15 protein-coding genes and 4 pseudogenes are annotated in these 21439 nt (G+C 32.6%); 7 read left to right on the forward strand and 12 right to left on the reverse strand.

What is annotated here, in order from left to right:
* Together SB773_RS28825 and sigI are read right to left on the reverse strand one after the other, a co-directional pair.
* On the reverse strand, positions 1 to 926 hold a 926-nt coding region (locus tag SB773_RS28825; protein ID WP_410593614.1), incomplete at its 3' end, for an anti-sigma factor domain-containing protein.
* A complete protein-coding gene (gene sigI / locus SB773_RS28830; RefSeq protein ID WP_002128341.1) occupies positions 919 to 1641 on the reverse strand; it encodes an RNA polymerase sigma factor SigI in 723 nt (240 codons plus the stop codon). The genes sigI and SB773_RS28825, both read right to left, overlap by 8 nt.
* Before the next feature lie 516 nt (positions 1642 to 2157).
* Between sigI and SB773_RS28835 the strand changes: the two genes are divergently transcribed.
* Positions 2158 to 2364 (forward strand): hypothetical protein, encoded by a 207-nt coding sequence (locus SB773_RS28835; RefSeq protein ID WP_000834521.1) that lies wholly within the window; start codon positions 2158 to 2160, stop codon positions 2362 to 2364.
* Positions 2365 to 2432: 68 nt separating this feature from the next.
* On the opposite strand, the pseudogene SB773_RS28840 reads toward SB773_RS28835, so the two are convergent.
* Together SB773_RS28840 and SB773_RS28845 are read right to left on the reverse strand one after the other, a co-directional pair.
* Positions 2433 to 2802 (reverse strand): annotated as a pseudogene (locus SB773_RS28840) (hypothetical protein).
* Between the two features lie 1278 nt (positions 2803 to 4080).
* Positions 4081 to 4824, reverse strand: a complete 744-nt coding sequence (locus SB773_RS28845; protein WP_033709884.1) for a M15 family metallopeptidase — start codon at positions 4822 to 4824, stop codon at positions 4081 to 4083.
* A 244-nt stretch (positions 4825 to 5068) separates the two neighbouring features.
* Here SB773_RS28845 and SB773_RS28850 point away from each other — a divergent pair, with 244 nt between their 5' ends.
* Positions 5069 to 5323: a SunI/YnzG family protein gene (locus SB773_RS28850; protein ID WP_002035246.1), complete on the forward strand. Its 255-nt coding sequence runs from the start codon at positions 5069 to 5071 to the stop codon at positions 5321 to 5323.
* A gap of 198 nt (positions 5324 to 5521) precedes the next feature.
* On the opposite strand, the gene SB773_RS28855 is transcribed toward SB773_RS28850, so the two are convergent.
* Both SB773_RS28855 and SB773_RS28860 read right to left on the reverse strand, forming a co-directional pair.
* Complete coding sequence (locus SB773_RS28855; RefSeq protein ID WP_410593618.1) at positions 5522 to 5845, reverse strand: hypothetical protein; 324 nt, start codon at positions 5843 to 5845, stop codon at positions 5522 to 5524.
* Between the two features lie 275 nt (positions 5846 to 6120).
* Positions 6121 to 6759 (reverse strand): hypothetical protein, encoded by a 639-nt coding sequence (locus SB773_RS28860; protein WP_410593627.1) that lies wholly within the window; start codon positions 6757 to 6759, stop codon positions 6121 to 6123.
* On the opposite strand from SB773_RS28860, the pseudogene SB773_RS28865 reads away from it, so the two are divergent.
* Positions 6736 to 7044 (forward strand): annotated as a pseudogene (locus SB773_RS28865) (hypothetical protein); the annotation flags it as partial. The gene SB773_RS28860 and the pseudogene SB773_RS28865 overlap by 24 nt on opposite strands.
* Positions 7045 to 7125: 81 nt before the next feature.
* Here the strand turns inward: SB773_RS28865 and SB773_RS28870 are convergent.
* The 3 genes and pseudogenes from SB773_RS28870 to SB773_RS28880 all read right to left on the reverse strand — a co-directional run.
* A pseudogene (locus SB773_RS28870) lies at positions 7126 to 10053 on the reverse strand (VaFE repeat-containing surface-anchored protein); the annotation flags it as partial.
* Positions 10054 to 10142: 89 nt separating this feature from the next.
* Entirely contained in the window at positions 10143 to 12008 is a 1866-nt protein-coding gene (ltrA, locus tag SB773_RS28875; RefSeq protein ID WP_410593620.1) for a group II intron reverse transcriptase/maturase, read from the reverse strand.
* A gap of 738 nt (positions 12009 to 12746) precedes the next feature.
* A pseudogene (locus tag SB773_RS28880) lies at positions 12747 to 13100 on the reverse strand (thioester domain-containing protein); the annotation flags it as partial.
* A 1009-nt stretch (positions 13101 to 14109) separates the two neighbouring features.
* On the opposite strand from SB773_RS28880, the gene SB773_RS28885 reads away from it, so the two are divergent.
* Positions 14110 to 15366: an ATP-binding protein gene (locus tag SB773_RS28885; RefSeq protein WP_002014074.1), complete on the forward strand. Its 1257-nt coding sequence runs from the start codon at positions 14110 to 14112 to the stop codon at positions 15364 to 15366.
* A 168-nt stretch (positions 15367 to 15534) separates the two neighbouring features.
* Here the strand turns inward: SB773_RS28885 and SB773_RS28890 are convergent, their stop codons facing one another.
* Positions 15535 to 15729 (reverse strand): hypothetical protein, encoded by a 195-nt coding sequence (locus tag SB773_RS28890; protein ID WP_033732005.1) that lies wholly within the window; start codon positions 15727 to 15729, stop codon positions 15535 to 15537.
* Positions 15730 to 17180: 1451 nt separating this feature from the next.
* On the opposite strand from SB773_RS28890, the gene SB773_RS28895 reads away from it, so the two are divergent.
* Positions 17181 to 17813 carry a lysozyme family protein gene (locus SB773_RS28895; RefSeq protein WP_060749095.1) on the forward strand — a complete coding sequence of 211 codons (633 nt, stop codon included), beginning with the start codon at positions 17181 to 17183 and terminating at the stop codon, positions 17811 to 17813.
* A gap of 783 nt (positions 17814 to 18596) precedes the next feature.
* On the opposite strand, the gene SB773_RS28900 is transcribed toward SB773_RS28895, so the two are convergent.
* Complete coding sequence (locus tag SB773_RS28900) at positions 18597 to 19034, reverse strand: NUDIX hydrolase (protein ID WP_059037377.1); 438 nt, start codon at positions 19032 to 19034, stop codon at positions 18597 to 18599.
* A gap of 907 nt (positions 19035 to 19941) precedes the next feature.
* Here SB773_RS28900 and SB773_RS28905 point away from each other — a divergent pair.
* Both SB773_RS28905 and SB773_RS28910 read left to right on the forward strand, forming a co-directional pair.
* Positions 19942 to 20418: a YsnF/AvaK domain-containing protein gene (locus tag SB773_RS28905; RefSeq protein ID WP_088035509.1), complete on the forward strand. Its 477-nt coding sequence runs from the start codon at positions 19942 to 19944 to the stop codon at positions 20416 to 20418.
* A 78-nt stretch (positions 20419 to 20496) separates the two neighbouring features.
* A complete protein-coding gene (locus tag SB773_RS28910) occupies positions 20497 to 21027 on the forward strand; it encodes a YsnF/AvaK domain-containing protein (RefSeq protein WP_088035507.1) in 531 nt (176 codons plus the stop codon).
* Between the two features lie 39 nt (positions 21028 to 21066).
* Here the strand turns inward: SB773_RS28910 and SB773_RS28915 are convergent, their stop codons facing one another.
* Entirely contained in the window at positions 21067 to 21198 is a 132-nt protein-coding gene (locus SB773_RS28915; protein ID WP_410593625.1) for a hypothetical protein, read from the reverse strand.
* Positions 21199 to 21439: the final 241 nt, after the last annotated feature.

Below are 21439 nucleotides of genomic sequence, written 5' to 3' on the forward strand. Positions count from 1 at the left end.
TTTCCTTGCCCATTTCCATTATTTCCTTGTGACCCTCTGCCGTTGTTTCCTTGCCCATTTCCATTATTTCCTTGTGATCCTCTTCCGTTGTTCTCTTGCTGATTCCCATTATTTTCTTTTATTTGCTTCGGTTGTTGTTCATTAGATTGCTTTTGTTCTATATGCTCTTTCTTCTCGTTGCTTTCTTCTTTTACAGGAGATGCGTCCGATGATGATGCATCAGAAGATGACTTTTGTTGTTCTTGATTAGACGGAGGTGCAGGTGGAGTAAGCGATTTTTGCTTCTCATTCTCTTGTTTTATATAAACGCCCGTTCCAACCCCTGCTTTCTTGGCATCCTCCCGCATTTGCATCGTACTGCTTTGATATTCAACTGTAATATGTTTTATCTCATACTCTTTCTTTAATTCCTGCATAACCTTTTCCAACTGTGGTTCTAGCGACTTGTCCTTTGCAACAGCTGTTAGCATAACTTGCTTATCATTCGTTAAGTACTTATCCTCTTGACTCTGCTTTATAATAGTGCTTATCACATCTTGCAGATGCTTATTTTCCCACCCTTTCATTTCTTTTAAAATACGCCTTCCGTCATCATTACAAGCCCGCAAATCTATAACACGAAGATTTTCCGTTACGCTCGCCTCTAAACTTGGATTTATATCAACTGAGACATAAGCAAACACTTTTTCTTCTGGTTGATTGTAGAAAAACAGCAATACGCATAGAAAACCAGCAACAATTACTGCTGTAGGCTTTAAGAAAGGTGGCATTGAAAAACGCGGTGCTCTTTGCTCTTGTTCGTTAAACGAGATTTCCTCTCCAATCATGTAAGAGTGTACTTTTCTTTTAAACGTAATAAACTCTCCATTTGGAGTTAAAACAACTACGTTATGTTTCTTTATATCCATCACAATTCCTTTATTCATCATGCTTCTCCCCTCTTATATAATCCAGAATATATGTATAGTTGTTTGCAAAGATAATACACATCGCAATAATGTATTTTCGATGTCGCTCCAACGTTTTACGACTTACCCTAACACGTGGTTCAATATGTTTAAGGGGTAACTTTTTCTTTCGGAACAGCTCTTCCATCATTTTCTCGTCTTTTATAATAATCTTTACAATTTCTATTAAGTGCTCACGCGTATCACGATGCTTAGGGGATTCCTTAGCAAGCTCTGAAAATGTGATTTTAAACTCAGCTAGCACACTTTGAAAATGAAGAATTTCCTCCTTACGGTTACTATTTTCCATCTCTTTCATATACTCCGTAAGCGATACTTGTATTTCTAATATTTCCTCTTGCTTATCTTCTTTTAAAAAGACAAGATTATGCTTAGACTCCTTGCGTATATAGTCAATTACATCTCTTTTTATAAGAAGATCAGCAAACGCTAGAAAAGATTTTCCTTTTTTATATGAATACTGTTCAATTGCTTCGTTAAACGCAAACAATCCAATACTATATTCATCATCCTGTTCTGTAATGTACCTGCGGCAGACAGACGAGATTGATTTTCTAATAAACGGCTGATACTGTACGATAAAAGCTTCCTTATCTCCTCCGTTGTTTTGTATGTTAAATACGATATCTTCTATTTTCGTTTTTTTTAAGATTTTCATTACTAAACTCAACACTAGTAATCTCCCTGCCTCCTTCTGCTTCAAATAGCAAAATGGCCACTAAACAAGTGACCATTTAACCACATTTTCTTAGTACTTTTCTTTGGGCTTGTCTTCTTGCTGGTGCTCATATTTTTCGAGGCCGACTTTTTATATGACTATTTTTTCCACTTGTACTAAAGTGAAGTCTGTATTTTGTATTACTTTCTTGTTTTCTTTTGCAATACCACTTGTTCTTCTTGCTCTTTTCTATTTTAGCTGCAATCTTTGAATAACTCTTCGCTATATTTTTGGTAATTTTAGCTTTTTCTTTCATTTGTTTTCTTCTACTTATATATATTCGAAGGAACAACTAATTTTATGGGGGTCAAAAATTTTTTTTTATAAAATAGTTATTTTTTCAAAAATAAAAACCATCAATTGAAAGAAACTCGTTATAACTCCTCCTTATGGTAATTCCTTTGTAAACCTTTTTATTTAAATGTACAATTGTATTAAAAGCCTAAAATTTCAGAATCGGAGGGCAGCGTCATGAAAAGTTTTGGTACGTTAGTAATCTCTACCGTCATTTCAGCAGGCTTAGTGTATTATAATATCGATTCCTTTTATAATAAATTTACATCCGGGAATACATATTACTGGGTAAACGGTATCCTAGCTGCTGGATTCCTTATATCCTTAATTATCAACATAAAAGATATCATCAAGAAAAACTACACAACTTCTGAATCAAATTAAGGATCCTATTATGGTTCCTTTTTCTATGCAAAATAAAGAAGCAGCTGTTAAGCTACTTTGAATTCTTCTTATCCCCAAATGAAATGATATATATTCTCCCGTTACACGTTCATTAATTCCAGCGATCCTAGCGAATCTCATTAAGTCCGCCCCTTGAAGAAAATACACCGAGATCGTAACTGGTACTTGTGACCACATGAATTGATAAAGCTCATTCACTCTCTGATTCGTCGAAACGATTAAATCATTTACAGGTCCATGATTCCATGCAGAGGTTTGAACTGAAGTGAACGGAAGGTCTTTCCCATTAACCACTATTCTTACCACACTTTGAGTTATGTCCACAACAATCCCCTCCACCATTACAAAATTTAAGCCTGTTTCTATACTCATATTCTTGATTAATAATAAATGTTTAAGGCAAACCCCTATTTTCATTTCTACTCAAAAACAATTTAAATGATTCTTCTTTATTTCTCAATATAAGGAGCCTTGGATTTTCATCAAAACTCCTGTAGTATATGAACAAAGAGTAAGGTAAGAGTTACTCTTTGCCATTTTAGGAAAGGTTCTGTTGGAAACAACAGGACCTTTTTTCGTAAAGAGATGGTTTTGTTTAATTTCTCACCACTAACCACAAAAATATCTTATAATCGTTATATACTAAATTAAAATAATGAATTAGGAGTAGATCAAATGCCAGTTACACTAGAACTTATTCTTTTCATTCTTCTAGCAATTAGCGCTATTGGCTATTTAGTAAAAGAATTTCAAAAAACTAGGAAAAGAACACTTGGCATTTCACTAGAATTCTTGGTTCTTTTCTGGTCAATATGGAGAATATCGACTATCATAATCTGATTTGTAAAACATGAATTCCTTCGAATAAAAATCAATATTATGTCCATAATGTTGATAGGCTGTATGCCAAAATCCATTTAGTTTTCTCTGTATCTCCTTGTATTGAGCAGTTAGTTTTTGCTAGCTGCTCTTTTATTTATGAAAAAAGATAAAATTTTTTATAATGATTCTTCTTTATTTCTCAATATAAGGAGCCTTGGATTTTCATTAAAACTCCTGTAGTATATGAACAAAGAGTAAGGTAAGAGTTACTCTTTGCCATTTTAGGAAAGGTTCTGTTGGAAACAGCAGAACCTTTTTTCGTGATTTAAAGGTACTAAGACAAAATGAAATATTTACCATGAAGGTAATTGTTAAATATTTTACGCTTATACAGTATAATGGGATAGTTATTGTGTATTGGCATTAAGAGGAGCGTCCTGATTAAGCGCTTCTCTTTTTTTATAAAATAGCTCCAAATTACTTGGACACATTTACCAGTTTATTCAACACAAATATCATGTTAAAATCCCTTGTGAATACGACATAACTCAACTTGGTGAAGCCCTGTAATATTTCCTGTAGGGCTTCTTTTTTTACAAGCAGTTATTTCATTAAGCTGACTACCTTGTTGTGCAAAATAACGATTTTGTTCACTTTTTTGATACATTTATAAAACATTCATATGTTATCTTCAGTAAGTTCTATTTCCTTTATAATATTGTGTGAAGTATACCAACGAACGAAGCCTAAAAAACTCTAATGAAGTGATGAAAAAAACCTAATTTCTCTACAAAACATTGAGAAATTAGGCTTTTTAATAGAAAAAGTAGCATTCATAAACAATGAATACAGTTTAACTCTTCAATTCTATTTTCACAGATTCATATATTCTTCTAAAGTCAGTTTTTCCTTATATATATTTTCAGCAATATCTCCTACATAGCGAATATGCCAAGGTTCATATGCATAACCCGTAATACTTTCCTTCCCCTTAGGATAACGAATGATAAACCCTGCACGATGCGCGTTTTCTTTCAGCCATTTTCCTTCCTTCGTATTCGCAAAGGATAGCTCTAGTTCATTGTTCGCACTTTTAGAAGAAACATCCATCGTTAACCCTGTTTGATGTTCGCTATGCCCTGGCTTTGCAGAGAAGCGATCCGTATGCTCTTGCCCTTTCTTTTTAACATTGTTGGCATACAGACCTTTTTGATACTCATAGGAACGAAATCCTGAAACAGCATTCAACTGGATCCCATCTTGCTTAGCTAAAAGGAATAGTTTTTCTAACGCTTCCGCTGCTTCTTTACGAAGATGACTCTTTTCTACCGTTCCACTAAATGAGAACGGTACATTTGGTACAACTAAATCCTCTGGCATATAGTCTTCGGGTAAACCATATTCCTTATTTACTACAGCCTGTATACTAGCAAAGGAACTTGCTATCTTATTTGAAGTCCCATTTTGCTTACTATTTTTTTCTTTATTTATGGAGTTTTCACTAGTTTCATGGTTTGTCTTATATGGTTCTTTACCAATAGATATATTGGTGTAAATGATAAAGATACCTAGCATTACTACTATACAAGTTAAGGTTCCTACTAATTTAAGTCTCATCATTCATTTCCTTCCTGCAACTCCTACTGTTACTCATTCATCATACTTCAACCATATCAAATCCATATTAATTCCTTGTGAACTTTTCTTCATAACGCATTCCTTAATAGATTGATAGTATATCTTCCCGTTCTTTTGATACCCTTAAAATATCAGCTCTATTTATACATGTAGAAAAATAATCTAAAGATTTGTATAATAAGATAAGAAGTGTAGCATTCTATTATAGAAAGGTCTTGGTATAATGCTAGGTATTGATGTCAAAAAAACAAAAGAAGAGTTAATTATTTCATGGCAATTTGCGGAGGTCACGATTCCATTACGTGATGTGATTGAGGTTACCGAAGATGCTACCTATGCGGGTGTTGAAGAACCAAGTGCAATCCGTATCGGAACAGCATATGGGACAACTGATCGTATATTAATTAGAACTGTAAAACAAAATTATGTATTATTTACTACGAATAAAGTGTCGATTTTAAACGCAATTCACGCGTAACAATGAGTAGATAAACGCGCTTAAACAAAGTTCAAGTGAAATAAAAAGGTGCAAAGTCATAGAATTGATATTGTATTGCTTTTTTTATTAATTCATTCATGACTAAATTCCTTCTATTAACGCTTTCTAAACTAGTTTAAGTCATTTTAAGAAGTAGAAAAGACACCCACATGGTTGCCTTTTTTATATTTCAAGTTTTTAAAATTCATTTATTGTAACTGTAAAATGTGGTTTGAATTTAATTTGGATAATTTTATTTTCTCCTGAACATTGAATGTAAAGAGTGTCCTCACGGGTATAGACTCTTTCTACAAATACTATATTCGTATCAAAAATGCTTTTCTCTTTTAATAACAGGTTTAATTCAACAGTATTTTCATAAACTGACATATACATTAACAGTCTAAAACCTAAACTATCTGTTTTGCTATATTTATATACACCTGCACCTGAAATATAATAATCTTCTGGTTCATCCTCGAATATTTCTAATAACTCATATTTATCATATTTTATATCCAATATTCCTAACCTTCTTTGTTCTAGAATAATTTAACTACGTTATTCATTTTATTCTTTTTTCTTTGCAGGTACAACTGTGACAACATCACCTTTGTCATTTAAAACTACGTAACCCTCTTCTCTAACATACTTCCAAGTACCAGGTTTGTCTCCTGGTTGACGAGAACCTGTTTTTATAATATCTTACATTTGGAGTCATTCCTCTCGGGTCAGCTCTCTCACGTGCACGCTTCGTAAGTTCTGCCCGAACCTGAATTGTATCAGGTGCCATTCTTTCAATCATGTTCAGTATACTTACGCCCATCAATGACCCCTCCGCCTCTTGGCATACTCCATCCAATCTCTTCAGTTACCTTTGATACTTTTCCTAAATCCTTCGCTTTTTGTTCTAACTCACCATATTTACCGAATACACGTCCAATAACTTTAGGAGCCCCACCAAAAACAGTAGAAACGGTTCCCCATACATAGTCATTTTTGTCATACTCTCTATCAGTGAAATATTCTTTGCCGTTAATGAGTTGTAGCCCTTGTTTGATTTGCCCAATAACTGGCATGAAATCAAGTGACATCGATCCAAGTTCATTTGTACGCTTCTGTTCTGCCAAAAACTCTTCCATTTTTTCAGGTGGTACACCAAAATCTTTGAGGCGAGTAGATAAACCATCCATGTTTCCAACATTTTTAGCTATATTAGACGTATCTATTTTATAGCCTGAAATCTTATTAGCAGAGTCCATAATGTTATTGGCAGCATCTAATCCAGACATTATATCTGTATGCAAGGTTGGGAATGCCTGTTGGGCTTCTGCAACATGCGTTGAGACACTATTAATTAGTCCATCAGCCATTACTGCTTGTTTATGAAGTGATGCCCCAGCTTTTTGTATGGTAGAAAACTTGGCTCGGAGCAACGGACTTGTAAACAGTGTGGCCATGTCATTCAAAGTAAAGCTAAACTACGTCTAAGTCTCTGCCCTAGCTGTTACGAACACCAAGTAATTATGAATCAATTAAATGTAGAATTTAAGAATTTTAAATCCACATGTATTATGGAAATGTACGCCGATTATGTAGATTCAAAAAGATGGATTTCATTAAGTGATGCAACTGAATTAACGATTAAACACCGAGCAGCTGCTGACTGTTTTGCTGTCCTGGAATTATTACAACAACTCAAAAATAAGCAAATAGATTAAAATACTGTATATAGGACTAAATTATTAACATAAAAAATAAGCACATCTTGTAAAAAAACAGATGTGCTTATTTTTTAATTTTTATGCATTTTTACGTTTTAGGAAAATCACTCCACCAACAATTAACAATAATGCACCTGCAGCCATAGAGATCCAACTTGTAAGGTCAGCGCCTGTTTGCGGTAACCATCCAATTTTAGATTGAATTTCTTTCTTAGGTTGTGGTTGCTCTTTTACTTGCTCTTTAGGTTGCTCTGATGTTGGAGTATTTTTATCTTGATTCGGCTGTTCTGGTTTAGGTTGTTCCAGTTTTACCTCTTTGAATTTCACTGTTTGTCCCTTATCTTCAAATTCAGCGTGAATAGCTACTAAGATATTATCTTGATACAGTTCTTCAAATACTACTACTTCTTTACCTTGTAATGCAGAAGCATTAAATGTGAAATCTAATGTGATAGAACCATTTTTTTCTTTTGCAGTAAACTTAGATTCTACTGTTACTTCTTTATCATCAACTAATAATGGTTTTTTTGTTGCTTTATCCATTAGTTTACCTTTTACAACGTACTCTTTACCCACGATTAAGTCTTTGTATTCCACTTTATCTTGGATTGTTACAGATTTAGAAGCGTCTAACTCTTTAGAACCATCAGCTTTGTTTTTAGCTGTCGTTTTAATAGAAGGCTCTACAAATCGAACTGTTTGACCTACATCGTTAATGTCAGTGTGAGTTGCAATTACTTGACCTTCATGCAATAAGTCTTCAAACACAACTACTTCTCTTCCTTGCTGTTCAGCACCAACGAAAGTAAAGTCTAATGTTACAAAACCATTCTTTTCTTTTGCAATGAACTTAGTCTCTGCTGTTATTTCTTTACCATCAATTAATAATGGTTTGTTAATAGCTTTGTTCATTAATTTACCTTTTACAGTGTACTCTTTACCAACAACTAAGTTAGTATACTCTACTTTATCTTGAATAGTGATAGAATCCTTTGAATGAATCTCTTTTCCACCATCAGCTTTGTTTGTAGCAGTTGTTTTTACTGATGGCTTAACGAACTTAACTGTTTGACCTTTATCATTGATATCAGCATGTGTAGTAACAACTTTTCCGTCTTTCAGTAACTCTTCGAATACTACTACTTCTTTTTCTTCTAAACCAGTTGCATCAAAAGTGAAATCTAGTGTAATAGAACCGTTTGCTTCTTTTGGTGTAAACTTAGTTTCAGCAGTTACTTCTTTACCATTTACAACTAATGGTTTATTAGTCTCTTTATCCATTAATTTACCTTTTAAAGTGTACTCTTTACCTACTTGTAGGTCTTTGTATTCCACTTTATCTTGGATTGTTACAGACTTAGAAGTGTGCATTTCTTTTGTACCATCGGTTTTATCAGTAGCTGTTGTTTTTACTGATGGAATCTTTTCATCTTTGACAATATGTTTAATGATTTGACCATTCTCTTTGATCTCAAAAGAGAATATTTCTTCATTCAATACATAACCTTTTGGTGCAACAGTTTCTTTATATGTGTATTTTCCAAATGGTAACTTTTCAAACTTCGCGATACCTTTATCGTCTGTTTTCCCTTTAACTACTTCTTTTCCTGCTTCATTATAAATAGTAAACTCTGCATTCGGAAGCTTATTGTTTCCATCAGCTACATCAACTTTTGTAATTTCTAGATCACCTTTGATAAGATGATTAACTGCTAATAGCTCAATAATTTTTCCGTGTTCCTTTATTTCGAACACAATTGGTTCTGTAATAAGAACGTAACCATTTGGAGAAGCCTTTTCTACAAATGAATATTTACCATACGCTAAATCTTTGACGTTAACTTCACCATTTTTATCTGTCTTATATTCCCCAATTACTTTCCCGCTTGCATCTTTTATCTCGAATACTGCACCTTCTAATTTTTTACTGATATCTTCATTATCTACTTTTAGTAATTTCACACTACCTTTCACTTCTGTATTTTCCACTGTAAAAGTAAGTGTTTTATTGTGCTCTTTAATTTCAAAAGGATACTTTGTTTTATTTCCAATATATCCATTAGGTGTTTTTGTCTCTAAGAAATAATATTTACCATACGTAAGACCATCAACATTTGCAATTCCATTTTCTTTTGTTACTACTTTTTTCACTTCTTTTCCATCTTCAGTAAAGACCGTGAATTCAACATTAGGCAACATCTTACCTGAATCACTAAGTTTTTTTATTTCGATGTTACCTTTTACTTTGTTGTTTACTACTTGAACAGCTCCTATTTCCCCTGTCTTAACTTCAATAGTTTGTGGTTTATTACCTGAAACATAACCTGTTGGTGCTTTAATTTCTTTTACTGTGTAGGTACCAATTGGTAGGTTATTTAATTCTGCAGTACCATCAGCACCCGTCGTGATTTTTCCAACTGATTCATTATTTGCATTAAAGACTTCAAATACTGCACCAGCTAATATTTCTCCATTTTCCCCAACCTTTTTAATTTTTAAAGAACCAGCAGCTTCCCAATTTACTGCAAGGTCACTACTAAGCTTTTCCTCATTTCTTTCTAGTAGCACTGTAGCATTCTGAACAGTATCAGTACCGCGATAAGCAATTGCTTGAACTTTAGTTAAATTTGCAGCAACACTTAGATTAAATTCACCTGTTTTTGTATCTTTAGGAATTTGGATACGGAATTTTTCCCCAAGTGAAAGCTGATCTTTCACTTCTCCATTTTCACTAACAATTTTAACTCCATTAGGTGCATTTTTCGCTACTACTTTATAAGAACCACTCTTAGCATTTGTTTGTACTGTGTATAGGTTTGTTTCAAAAAACTCACCCTTTAATTCTGCCTTTTGCTTTTCAGCAGGAATCACATTCATAAAAATATCTTGAGTATCTTCACTTGTATTTGCAGCATTAATAATTGTCTTAGCCGCTTTTTCAACATTTTTATTTTCATGTTTTAATTCATTTACATCAAGTTGACCTAATGCATTCCAAACCGCAAGCTATAGGAATAGGTAAGGATTTGATGTTATCTCCACCTTTTCCCCTCCTCCACACCGTACGTGCGAGTTTCCCCGCATACGGCGTTCCATCAATAGTTAGTACTTACTTCAATCAAACAGTTTCCAACAAGTTTACGAAGCATGTTAATTTTGGCTAAACCTTTTTCATTCAATTGTATCTTGTTCATATATTCCTTTATTTTGTCACCATCGGTGACATGTATTAGGCGATGAACATCCCTTTTAACGTATATCAAATTATTGTAACTGTCGTCACCATTTAGGCTTTTAGGAATTTTATGATGTACATCCATATCTCCTAACACTAAAACTTCTTTTGTAACTCCACATTTCCCATTTTGACCAATGAGTAATGATATTTTATTATCATTAAACTCAATGTCCTCATCTGGTCTCATATTCTTAAGAAGGTATTGGATGAGCCAAGTATTATTTTCACTTAACTTATCATGTATATACTTCCTACCCTCTATTGTGTAGTTACAAATATGTTGTTTAAAGTTCATAGGAGGCGACGTCTTAAGTCCCGCTATTGGGAATAGTACTATTTTTGATATATACAAAGGTTTAAAGTTGTATGTCCCATAAAATTTTCTATAGGTTTTGGTTTTAAGTCCCGTACTACCGCGTATACTTTTTGTACTGTTATATAGGTTCTTTTTGACTAAGAAAGCAATATGTGAAAAATCTACACTTACATTTGTTGCTACTTTATAGTAGTTATGGAACCCTAAAATCAGAGCGTTAAAACGATTTGCTTCATTTGTAGAAGGATTGCTTTTTATTTTCGCAATGGATTCTTTAATCTTCTGAATAATTCTTTGTTTAGCTTTATTGCTTACATGACTTTTCAATAGCTTTTTCTTTCCTTTATTCCAAACTTTAAATTTAAAACCTAGAAAATCTGTATAGTTCTTTTTCAAGTTTGTCACTTGGGATTTTTCTGGGCTAATTTCTAAACCCAATCTTTCATTCAGCCATTTCTTTACTGCCACATAAGTTTTCTGAGCTGATTTTGCATCCTTACAAAATATCTTGAAATCATCCGCATATCTTACGATATACATCATTTTGAGTCGTGTTTTCCGCATTTCTCTATACTTATTGCTATTGTCTAGTCTATTGGAAGCGTCTCTATATCTTCCATAATCACGTTTGGTTTGAAATGTTTCCCATTGGTCGCTTATCCACCAATCTAATTCGTTCAGAACTATGTTGGATAGTAGAGGTGATAAAATCCCACCTTGGGGCGTACCTTTCTTTGGGACTCCAATCCCTTTGATTTCAGCTTTCAACATTTTGGATAGTATAGATATCAATTTCTTGTCTCGAATTCCCATGTACCACATTTGTTTCAGAAGTTTACCGTGGTTAACATTGTCAAAGAATCCTTTTATGTCAATGTCTACAACATAATGTAAGTGGCTTCTGTTGACTAATGATGCGCATCTAGATATTGCATGATGTGTACTCCTGTTATTTCTAAACCCATAACTGTGTTTGTAAAATTTCGCTTCACATATGGGTTCTAATACTTGCTTGATGCACTGCTGTATCAAGCGGTCTTCAATTGTAGGAATACCTAGCGGTCTTTTCTTACCATTTTCTTTCGCAATCTCCACTCTTCTTACTTTATGTGGCGTGTAGTGAACCAAACGGTTCCTTACATAGGTGACTACTCTCTCTTCATATTCAGAGGAGATATCGAGTATCGTTTTCTTGTTTGTACCTGCGGTTTGACTACCCTTATTTTTCTTGATATTCCGGTATGCTAAAAGAATATTTTCTCTAGGTGTGATGATTTCCATCAAGGAAGTAAATCGCTTACCTTCTTTGCTCTGTTTATAAAGGGTATCTTGCAATTCTTGTAAGTCATAGTACTCTATGTTCCTTAGTTGTTGCCTTTTCTTATACCTTGTTTCTTTTGTTGGCATTAGTCAGCCTTTCAGTAAACAGTAAATTTGTTATTTGTTTTATTTTATTACCTTTTACTTTTGACTTTTCTTAGTCCCACCAGAACCTAACGTGACTGATTCATTTATGTTTTCCTAACATATTGACTTGGGGCTATCCCTCCATTATGTTTCCATAACTTCAACGGTACTGTGCCCCTACTTTCACTGATGTAAAAGTGAGTTATATATTCCCTCACCACCACTTCATAGGCGATAAGTCCTCCATGTCATCAGCTTACCACGTTCCAATAACCCTATCCGTACATATACCCTTAGGCAATTCCTATAGACCTGATTGCTTGATACTGCCTGTAACAGTATAAGGATTTTCATACGACACAATCTTACTCACCCTCACAACCCCTACACTTTGGTAGGTGAAACATTTCTGTTTCATTTATGTCTAGATCCGTACATTCAGAATTTTGTCAGTCACTTGTTTGTGACGTTCTTACCATAGGTATTTTATGGACTCCCGACCTATCATACACTCGACCACCTCTGGTTCGCATTTCCTCAGCTTAACCTGTTAGGGTGTATTCTCAGCCGACTTCACCGAGCTTATAACCCTCTCATTCTTATCGATGAGAACGCTATTCGGAGTATTAAAGAAAGCCCTTCAAGGCGTTACCCTATCATTTGACTTTTTTGGATTATCAGTTCTCCTAAGTGTATAATTGACTTAGTGTCTAACCTTTTCAGTTAGAAACGTGTCGCGCGAGTTGCATAATGTGCTTCATTCTTATTAGCTACTCCCAGTTGTTCTATACTTTTTTGTGGGAAACCATTTAATAGAACCCTATATACTACATTATCTGTTTTCCCCATTTCAGGAAGATCTTCACCATTTGGTGATTTTAAGCCAAGAGTTAAACAATAAGCAATTTGACCGCTTGAATTTTTAATAATTTCAGTTCGAATGTACTTACCTAAACTGTTGCTATAACTCCAGTTCATTGAATACTTTTCATGCGTCATAACCTCCGCGTTTGCCTTCGGTAGAAACACATTAAAGAATAATGCTAGTACTGATAATAATGCAAAAACTCTTTTAACAACTCTTCTCCCCAATTTTAAAACCTCCCTAGATAAAATGAATCTGATGTATTATTCAAATATTTAAAATAATCACAACGAAGATATTTCATATTATAAGACATAAAGTTACAAATATTATATTATTTTTACAAATTATTTATTTTCTCAACATTCACTATAAATTATAATATTAAAACATTTCATTTCACAAAAGTAACAATATTAGAATACCTTAACAAAATAAGAAACTTGGTAAAATACTAGAATAACGGTAGTTGGAGTACGGAAACGATTCTTGGCATGAAGGACCACTACAAAGATATTTTCAGATTGAATATATGTATTAATAATGAAATTTTATTGCATTTACACCTGCAATGTTTATATAAAAGATAGTAAATTATGTTTTTATAGGATTTTTTCTATTAGTTTACTGGAAATTTGCATTATTATGTGACAATAAATATCATTGTATTTAATATAAAATGATATAAAAAAAGGGTACGTAGATAATTATCATAACTTTCAATCGATTAATTATACTAAAATTAGTATTAAGAATATTAGTAAAAAAGTAACAACGTTATTACAAAGTTCGAATATTGGTCTAAGTACCCTAGCATCTCAATGGTAACCTCTTGAATACTTTTACGTTTTTAAATAAATTAAAATAACAAAAAAATAATAATTTTTAATTTTTTCTTTGTAATTTAATAAGTTGCATGTTAATATGGCGAAGGTTATAAAATGGATTTCGCTATACACAATGTTTTTTCGGAATATTCACTCCAGAGAAACGTAACTATTTCAGTAATTTGCTTCATCTTTTACCTATACAAGGGCTACTTTCAATTTTTTTGTTCATAAGTAAAAGTAACTTTTTATTTCTATCTTCCTCATCGATTTTAATATAAATGGTAAAAAAGCACTTTTTCAAGTGCCCTTCCTTTTCTTTTTTAAAGATAGAAAATCTAATAAAATCAAACACCTAGATTAAACACATACATAATCCTACTTACAAACTCTCAGAGAGGTATAAACTATGGGAATTCCTACACTATTATTAAATACATTTATTATTATTATTTGTATCCTTAGTTACCAAGTATTTTGGCTAGAACATAAAGAAAAAATGGCATGTAATAATATATTAATTTCTGTACTTTCCTCCATTGCAATTATTTTTTGTATGACTTTTCCTTTTCATTTACACGCTGGGTTCATTTATGATTTACGTTTTATTCCCATTATATTAGTTTTTCTATATGGAAATACAAAGAGCATTATTTGTATTGGAGTTTTATATCTTTCTTATAGATTTTACTTAGGTGGAAGCGGAGTCTTCCCATCATTTATTATCTTTACTATTATTTCTGTTATTACAATCATGTTTCGTTACTTGTCACCTACTTATTTCAAGGAAAAGAAGATATTATTAAGTATTCTACTTATTTTGATATGTACAACTTCCCTTTCTATCTGCGGTATTGTAACGCAAATAAATACAGGTGGTAAAATTGACTCTACTCTCATTGAATTTTTATTCAATTATATAATCATAAATATTTTCACAGTATTATTATCAGTTTATTTAATAGAAGGAATGATCGAGAAATATAAAATAAAAGAAAGAATGCAAAGAGCAGAAAAATTTTATATAGCTAGCGAACTAGCTGCATCGATCGCGCATGAAATTCATAATCCACTGACCACGGTACGTGGATTCACTCAATTACTAAATGAAGATGAGAGTGCTAAGATGTCTCAAGATAAGTACTTAGAAATTATGTTACTTGAAATGCAGCAAATACAATCTACTATTAATAACTATTTATCTTTAACCAAACCACAAAACATTATAAAAGAGGAACTAGATATTAATTACATATTAAATCAAGTGAAAGATAATATTTCACCACTCGCTCTTTCATATAATGTTGAAATAAAACAGCATATTACAACAGATTCCCTTTACATAAATGCTAATACTGAAAAATTTAAAATATGTCTAACCAACATCATACAAAATGGAATTGAGGCTATGAAAAATGGTGGCGTATTACAAATAAATATACAAAAAATAAAAGGTAATATTGTAATTGATATTATTGATACAGGAATAGGAATGTCTTCCCAACAAATAAAACGTATTGCCTTGCCATTTTATTCAACAACAGAAAAAGGTACTGGGCTTGGTACTATGATTGCGTACAGTATTATTAAAGAATTAAACGGAGATATAGAGATAGAAAGTGAACTAGGAAAAGGAACACACTTTTCTATCACTATCCCCTGCTAATATAATAGAAGATTTATTTAAATGATATTATTTTGTAGCTAATATAACCATATAAAAAGAAGACGTAACTATTCGTCCTCTTTTTATATGGTTCTGGTGCAAAAATGTTAGTTAGAAACATAGAGTAGCAATTTCACAATTTATTCACAAGTACCGTTAAGCGCAAGTTTACGTTAAGTATGCTATTTGCATAATAATGTTTTCAAGAAAAAAGTAGCTGTACTTTTGTGCAGCTACTTTTTTATGCAATAAATCAGTAATAGATATTCGAGCTGCAATAAATGCCCCTTTTATACTTTGAAATGTAATTTGCAAACTACAATTTGACATAATTCTAATAGTATGGGATGTATATTTCTCCATAAAAGCAACTTATTTTTATCTCTTTTAAACAATTTATCATATTATTTTCATCTAATTAGGCACAGAAACGTTTTGCAAAATCTTACTACTTTTAGGAAAAACGTTTTTAGGGTACATTTTAAAATAGCTCTTTTTCTTTGAAATGTTTCTGTGCTTAATATTTAAAATATCTTATGTCAAAATTTTCCGCAACAAATATGTTAAATGATTCATAATTATATATAATGTGGACTATTAAAGTTAAATATTCCATATTATACTCTATTAAATATAGCGTATTTAATTTATTAGTAATTAATTTATTAGTCTAAGTATGAATTATAAAGTATATTCGTTTAAAATTGTCACAATATAATTTTATATTCGACGTTTTTAATTACTCGTGAAACATTTGCAAATGTTTTAACCGTTATGTATAAGGTAAATATCCCCTCTAAATATAAGATTTACTTAATTTAGATTCTTTCTCTCATAGTCGTAATGTCGAAAAAAAAGTCGAATTTTTATATTTTTTCTTTATTTTCTAGTTGTAAACGTTTTATTTTCATGTTACCATCTTAATCAAACATTAGATGGTAATAAAACTTAAAGTATTTCTTTCCCTTAGAGACATATAAACGTTCGGTAATACCATGAAAATAAGGCCAAAGAAATATGAGTTACCTGATAAAAGATTTAATAGGATTTTTACCACTTTAATTTTCTGTTAATTCAGAATATAACTCTTTAACATTTTGTCCCTAAACAAAATTTAAATTTTAGTGTGGTAAACTCAAAAAGCTAAATCACCCACCCAAATTAATAAATGATATATCCTGTTATATCTAGCGATCAGTCATGAGAAATAGATTTCTTCCTAAGAAAACTTAGCCCATTAATAAAAAGTGTCTAAATTTCTATCTTTATTACCATCTATTGTTGATAACATATTTACCAACTATAAAAAAGAGCCTATTGAAGGTTCTTTTTATTATAATCATTAGCACTTCAATTATTGATAATCATTGGTGTTGAATCTTTATTCCCTCACCTTATATAGCTTTCTTTTATTAACACTTGAAGACTTATTGAGGTACGGTTCTGATTTTAATTTTTTTTTATTTTTAAGCGACTAATTTCCGAATGATGGGCCATCCACAGTTTTATATCTAATAAAGAAAGAATTATATCTGTTTCAAGTGATATTTTGCTTACCTCCTTCTCTCTTATGGGTTATGTAGATAATATATCTCTTGAATCTGGAGCCTTTAGAACACATAATAGATACCCTAAAAAATGGACTTTATTTTATCTTTATCTTATCTTTACCTTATCTTTAAATTTTTCTATTAAACTTAGCATTTAGAAAAAAATTTCGAGTCTAAAAAAGCTGGGAAATAGAGAATTATTGAATTTTTTTAATAACCAGCCACCATTGAAAATAGGGTTTCTTGTAAAAGGAGGAGTAATATTTGAAGAATAAGAGAAAAGTACAAACTATTATATTATTCTTTATTAGTATTTTAGGGTTAGGAACAATAATCGGGATACTATATTTTAATGACAAAACCAATACTCAAAAAAATAAAGCGTTTGCTACCGAGGAACGTTTATTGCAATATGAGCCCATCATGAAAAAAGAATTAGAAAAATATAATTTGGGAGAAAAAACAGCAATTTTACTAGGAATTATGTACCACGAGAGTAGGGGTGAGGGCAACGACCCTATGCAATCTTCCGAATCACTTGGATTAAAGCCAAATGAAATCCAAGAGATAAACTTGAGCATTAAACAAGGGGTAAAGCACTTTGTTCAAATGTATAGATATGGAGAAGAAAAAGGTGTTAGCATGGATACAATTATTCAAAGCTATAATATGGGGCCAGGCTATATTGATTTTATTGCCAATCAAGAAGCTAAACAACACTCGGAAGATAAAGCTAAACAGTTTTCTAAGTTGAAAGTTGATCAGAATCCAGCTACATACACTTGTGGTGGAAATAAACAAAATTTTAGATATCCATATTGTTACGGTGATTTCACATATACAACAAAAGTGAATGAAAAAGCAAAACTTATTGAAGAACGCCTCCAAAAAAATTAAAATTGTATATATTTGTTTGAAGGAGTTTTCCATTTACTTTTATATGGTTTTTCATCAACTTTTATCCCCTCTTACCATCTAAATGTATATATACAACTATCGTATCATATTTCAATTTAAATACGGCTCTAGTTACATATTTCGCAAGAAATCTATCCAGAATATAAATAAAATCACCATTTCACATGAAATAGTATCCACTTCGCGAATTCATTAGGCATAAAAATAAATGTAGATTCAATAAAAAGAGAGCACCCTCGCTATTGGTGCTCTCAATGTGAATTGGGGTTTATCCTGAGCATTGAATAGGACACGAAGAACTCGTCCTGTTACATAATATTATGCTTGTCCATATTATAATGTGCAATAAAAAAAGCACCCTCGCCCAGGCGCCAAGAGATACATATACGTTGAGGTAACTAACACGTTAGAAAAGGCCCTTCCATATCATTGTATGATTATCAATTATCTTTATACCTAGCAGACTACTCATTAAATACGTTTAATGTATCATTTCTATTAGTTTAACCATGCCTAATGCCATCCAATTCATGGTTAGTATTCTAAATAGACCAACGATGTATTATAATCCTTTATATACCCAAGGAGGTTTACCATGCTTAATTTTCATAAAACATTCCCCATCTTAGGATTCTTTTGGTTTTTATATAGTTTTATCGGCATCATCTTTTTATTACTATTCCTTAGCGTGTAGTAACAAGGCGTATAAATATATGTTTAATGTGTGATTTCTATTATCGGCTTTGTTAACTAACACTTAAATTATTTTAACAGCCTTTTGTTTAATTCCCACAAAGCCGTTTTGTTACTATCCCATTTTAAAAGCGTTACGGCTTCCTCAAAGCACAGCCATTTATAATTGAAGTGTTCTTTAGATAATTTAATATTTTTTGTAGGAACTTTAACTCCAAAAGAAAATTCTTTTATTACATAAACATCTTCGCCCCAAAGAAATTCACCAACTACATCCTCTACTGGTAGTGAAGACACAGAATCTAGTTTTATATATGGACATTCTCTTATAATACCAGCCTCTTCAAACGCTTCCCGTTTTGCTGATTCAATAGGAGTCTCACCATCTTCTCCACCACCAGCTATTCCTTGCCAATAACCATAATCACTTCGATTAAAAATGCCATATTGAATGGAATCATCAGTTTTTATATAAGGAAATATCAATACTTGATACGGCGCTCTCATTGCTTAACCTCCTCTCGAAAAAATATGAACAATTTATTCACTAACTTGCTATTTTAGTAAATAAAGAGCCAACATCAAAATTCTACATTAATAATGCAAGTTTATGGTATCGGCTCTCCATTTTTTAAGAATTTTATTTTTCATAAATAGGTTTACTCTTAACGTGATAAAAACCTGCTTATTTCTTATTTAATTTGCTTAGCGTGTTTTTTTTCGAAATGCTGGCGGTATCACATGTTGACTAACCAGTCCAAACAGTCCCTAAAACGGTCGTTTAAGGAACTTTATTTATATCTATCAAAACTGACTGAAATATGTTTAAAATTCAGTTCAAAAACTCATTACCAAAAACAAAGTTTTATATCAAACATCAAATACCGTTTATGGAACACTCTTAATGTACGGAAAACCAAGTTTTTTAAATAAAAAGTTCCTTAGCGTACGAAATTCGCGTTATGTTGGCGGGACCCCATTGCCATCAACCTAAGAAAACAGGTCACCCCCAAAACGATAAATAAGCTTTTTCATTACAGGAAAGCCTAAAAATTTCGTTCTGATGGTGTAATAAAACCTTAGCTTGATAGCGATGTGACGGTACCCCTATAGGTAGTTACTTTGAGAAGTCAGCTCATTTTTTTCGTTTTAGGGCGGTTTATTTTTCTTAAGTTGATGGGCATGTATGATGACCCCTTATAGTACGATAGGGCACGTTAATCGAGGATGAAGGCATGAAGGCTAACGACTCTGATTTTTTTAAAATATCCCTAATAAAAAAATTGGATGTAAATACCAAATGGCTAAGTAAAGCCTTTTTAGAAACAAGCACCAAATCAAGCGCATATTTTCACTCACACAGGTAACATTAGTACTTGTAAGATCCAAACACATCCCTTAGGAGGTTTTCATCATGGGCTTTTTTGATTTATTTAACGAAGAAGGAACTCAAAAGGAAACTCGAAAAAAGGTACGTGAAATAGATCGCTCTGCCGATACAGAATTTGCAGCAGAAGACGTACATCTTGATCTTCGTGCTGAAGAATTGGAGATCGACAAACACCGTGTGGAGACTGGTGATGTGACGCTTCATAAGGACATTGTTGAGGAAGAACAATCAGTAAATGTCCCTGTTTTACATGATCAAGTCGTTATTGAACAAAGAGCCGTTGATCACGAACCAACAGATGAACCAATTACAGAAGAAGAAACGATTCACATTCCAGTAACTGCTGAAAAAATTGATGTAGAAAAGCATACGGTCGTCACTGGTGAAGTCTCTGCTCATAAACGTTCGGTTCAAGAAATAGAACAAGTACGCGACGTACTTCGTAAAGAAGTTGCAGATGTTGAATCGCATGGTAATACAGATATTATCAAAGAGGACTAATTGTGCCTACCTACTTAACTTCTAGTTAAGTAGGTTTCTTTCCATCCTCATATATAAAAAAGAACTTCAGGAGGTCCTATGGGAAAGTATATTACTATTGGTGTGATAATCGGTAGCATAATCGGTTGGGTAACAGGTTTTACAATCGTAACAGGACTCGTTATAGGAGCACTCGTAGGCGGCATTAGTTATACAATGAATTCGAGAAGGAACATCGACAAACCGACTAAAAAAACAAATGAAATTAAAGAAAAAACGCTTCAATTACGAGAAGAGCAGCTGGAAATAAAAAAAAAACGAGTACAAATAGGGGAGGTAAAGGTTCATAAAGAAGTCGTCGAAGAACAGAAAACGTTCACTGTTCCTATTAAGCGTGAAGTATTAGTAATAGAAGCAGGAAATGAGGAGGAACTTCGAATTCCTCTGAAAGAAGAAGAAATTGAAATAAACAAACACCCCGTGCAAGTAAATAAAGTATTGGTTACAAAACGTCAAATAGAAGAAATAAAACAAATAAAGGAAAAGCTAAAAAAAGAAACAGCACAAGTTTACGTTACAGGTGATGATGCGGATGTCATAAAAAAGCCGCCTTCTGTAACAAAGGACTAAACCATTTCCCGCCTTATTCGGGTAGGATAGGTGAAGGCGCTAACCAACCCCTACTCCTTTTACGTAACCTTCGAGACCACCTTCGCCTCCAACAATCAACAGCGCTGCATTTGATAACACTATTGCAGTCAACTGCATCACAATCGAATGAGGAGGTAACTCATCAAACACAATCGAATGAACTTTTTCATGTTCTAGAGCCTCATCAGCCTACATAAGACCTCAAGATCTTCTTTTTTTCTCTTTCAAAGAAGTGGTACCGTCTCCCCAATAGGAAGACAAAGATAATTTGTGGTGAAAATTCGCTAAATATTGCTTGATATGGGGTCTCGCCACACATCCATCAACTTAAGGATTTAGACTATTCTTAAACTTAAAAGCACGTTACTATTCTCTTATGTTAATGAGAAAG

This window comes from Bacillus sp. SIMBA_074 (genome assembly GCF_046534555.1).
GTDB lineage: Bacteria > Bacillota > Bacilli > Bacillales > Bacillaceae_G > Bacillus_A > Bacillus_A mycoides.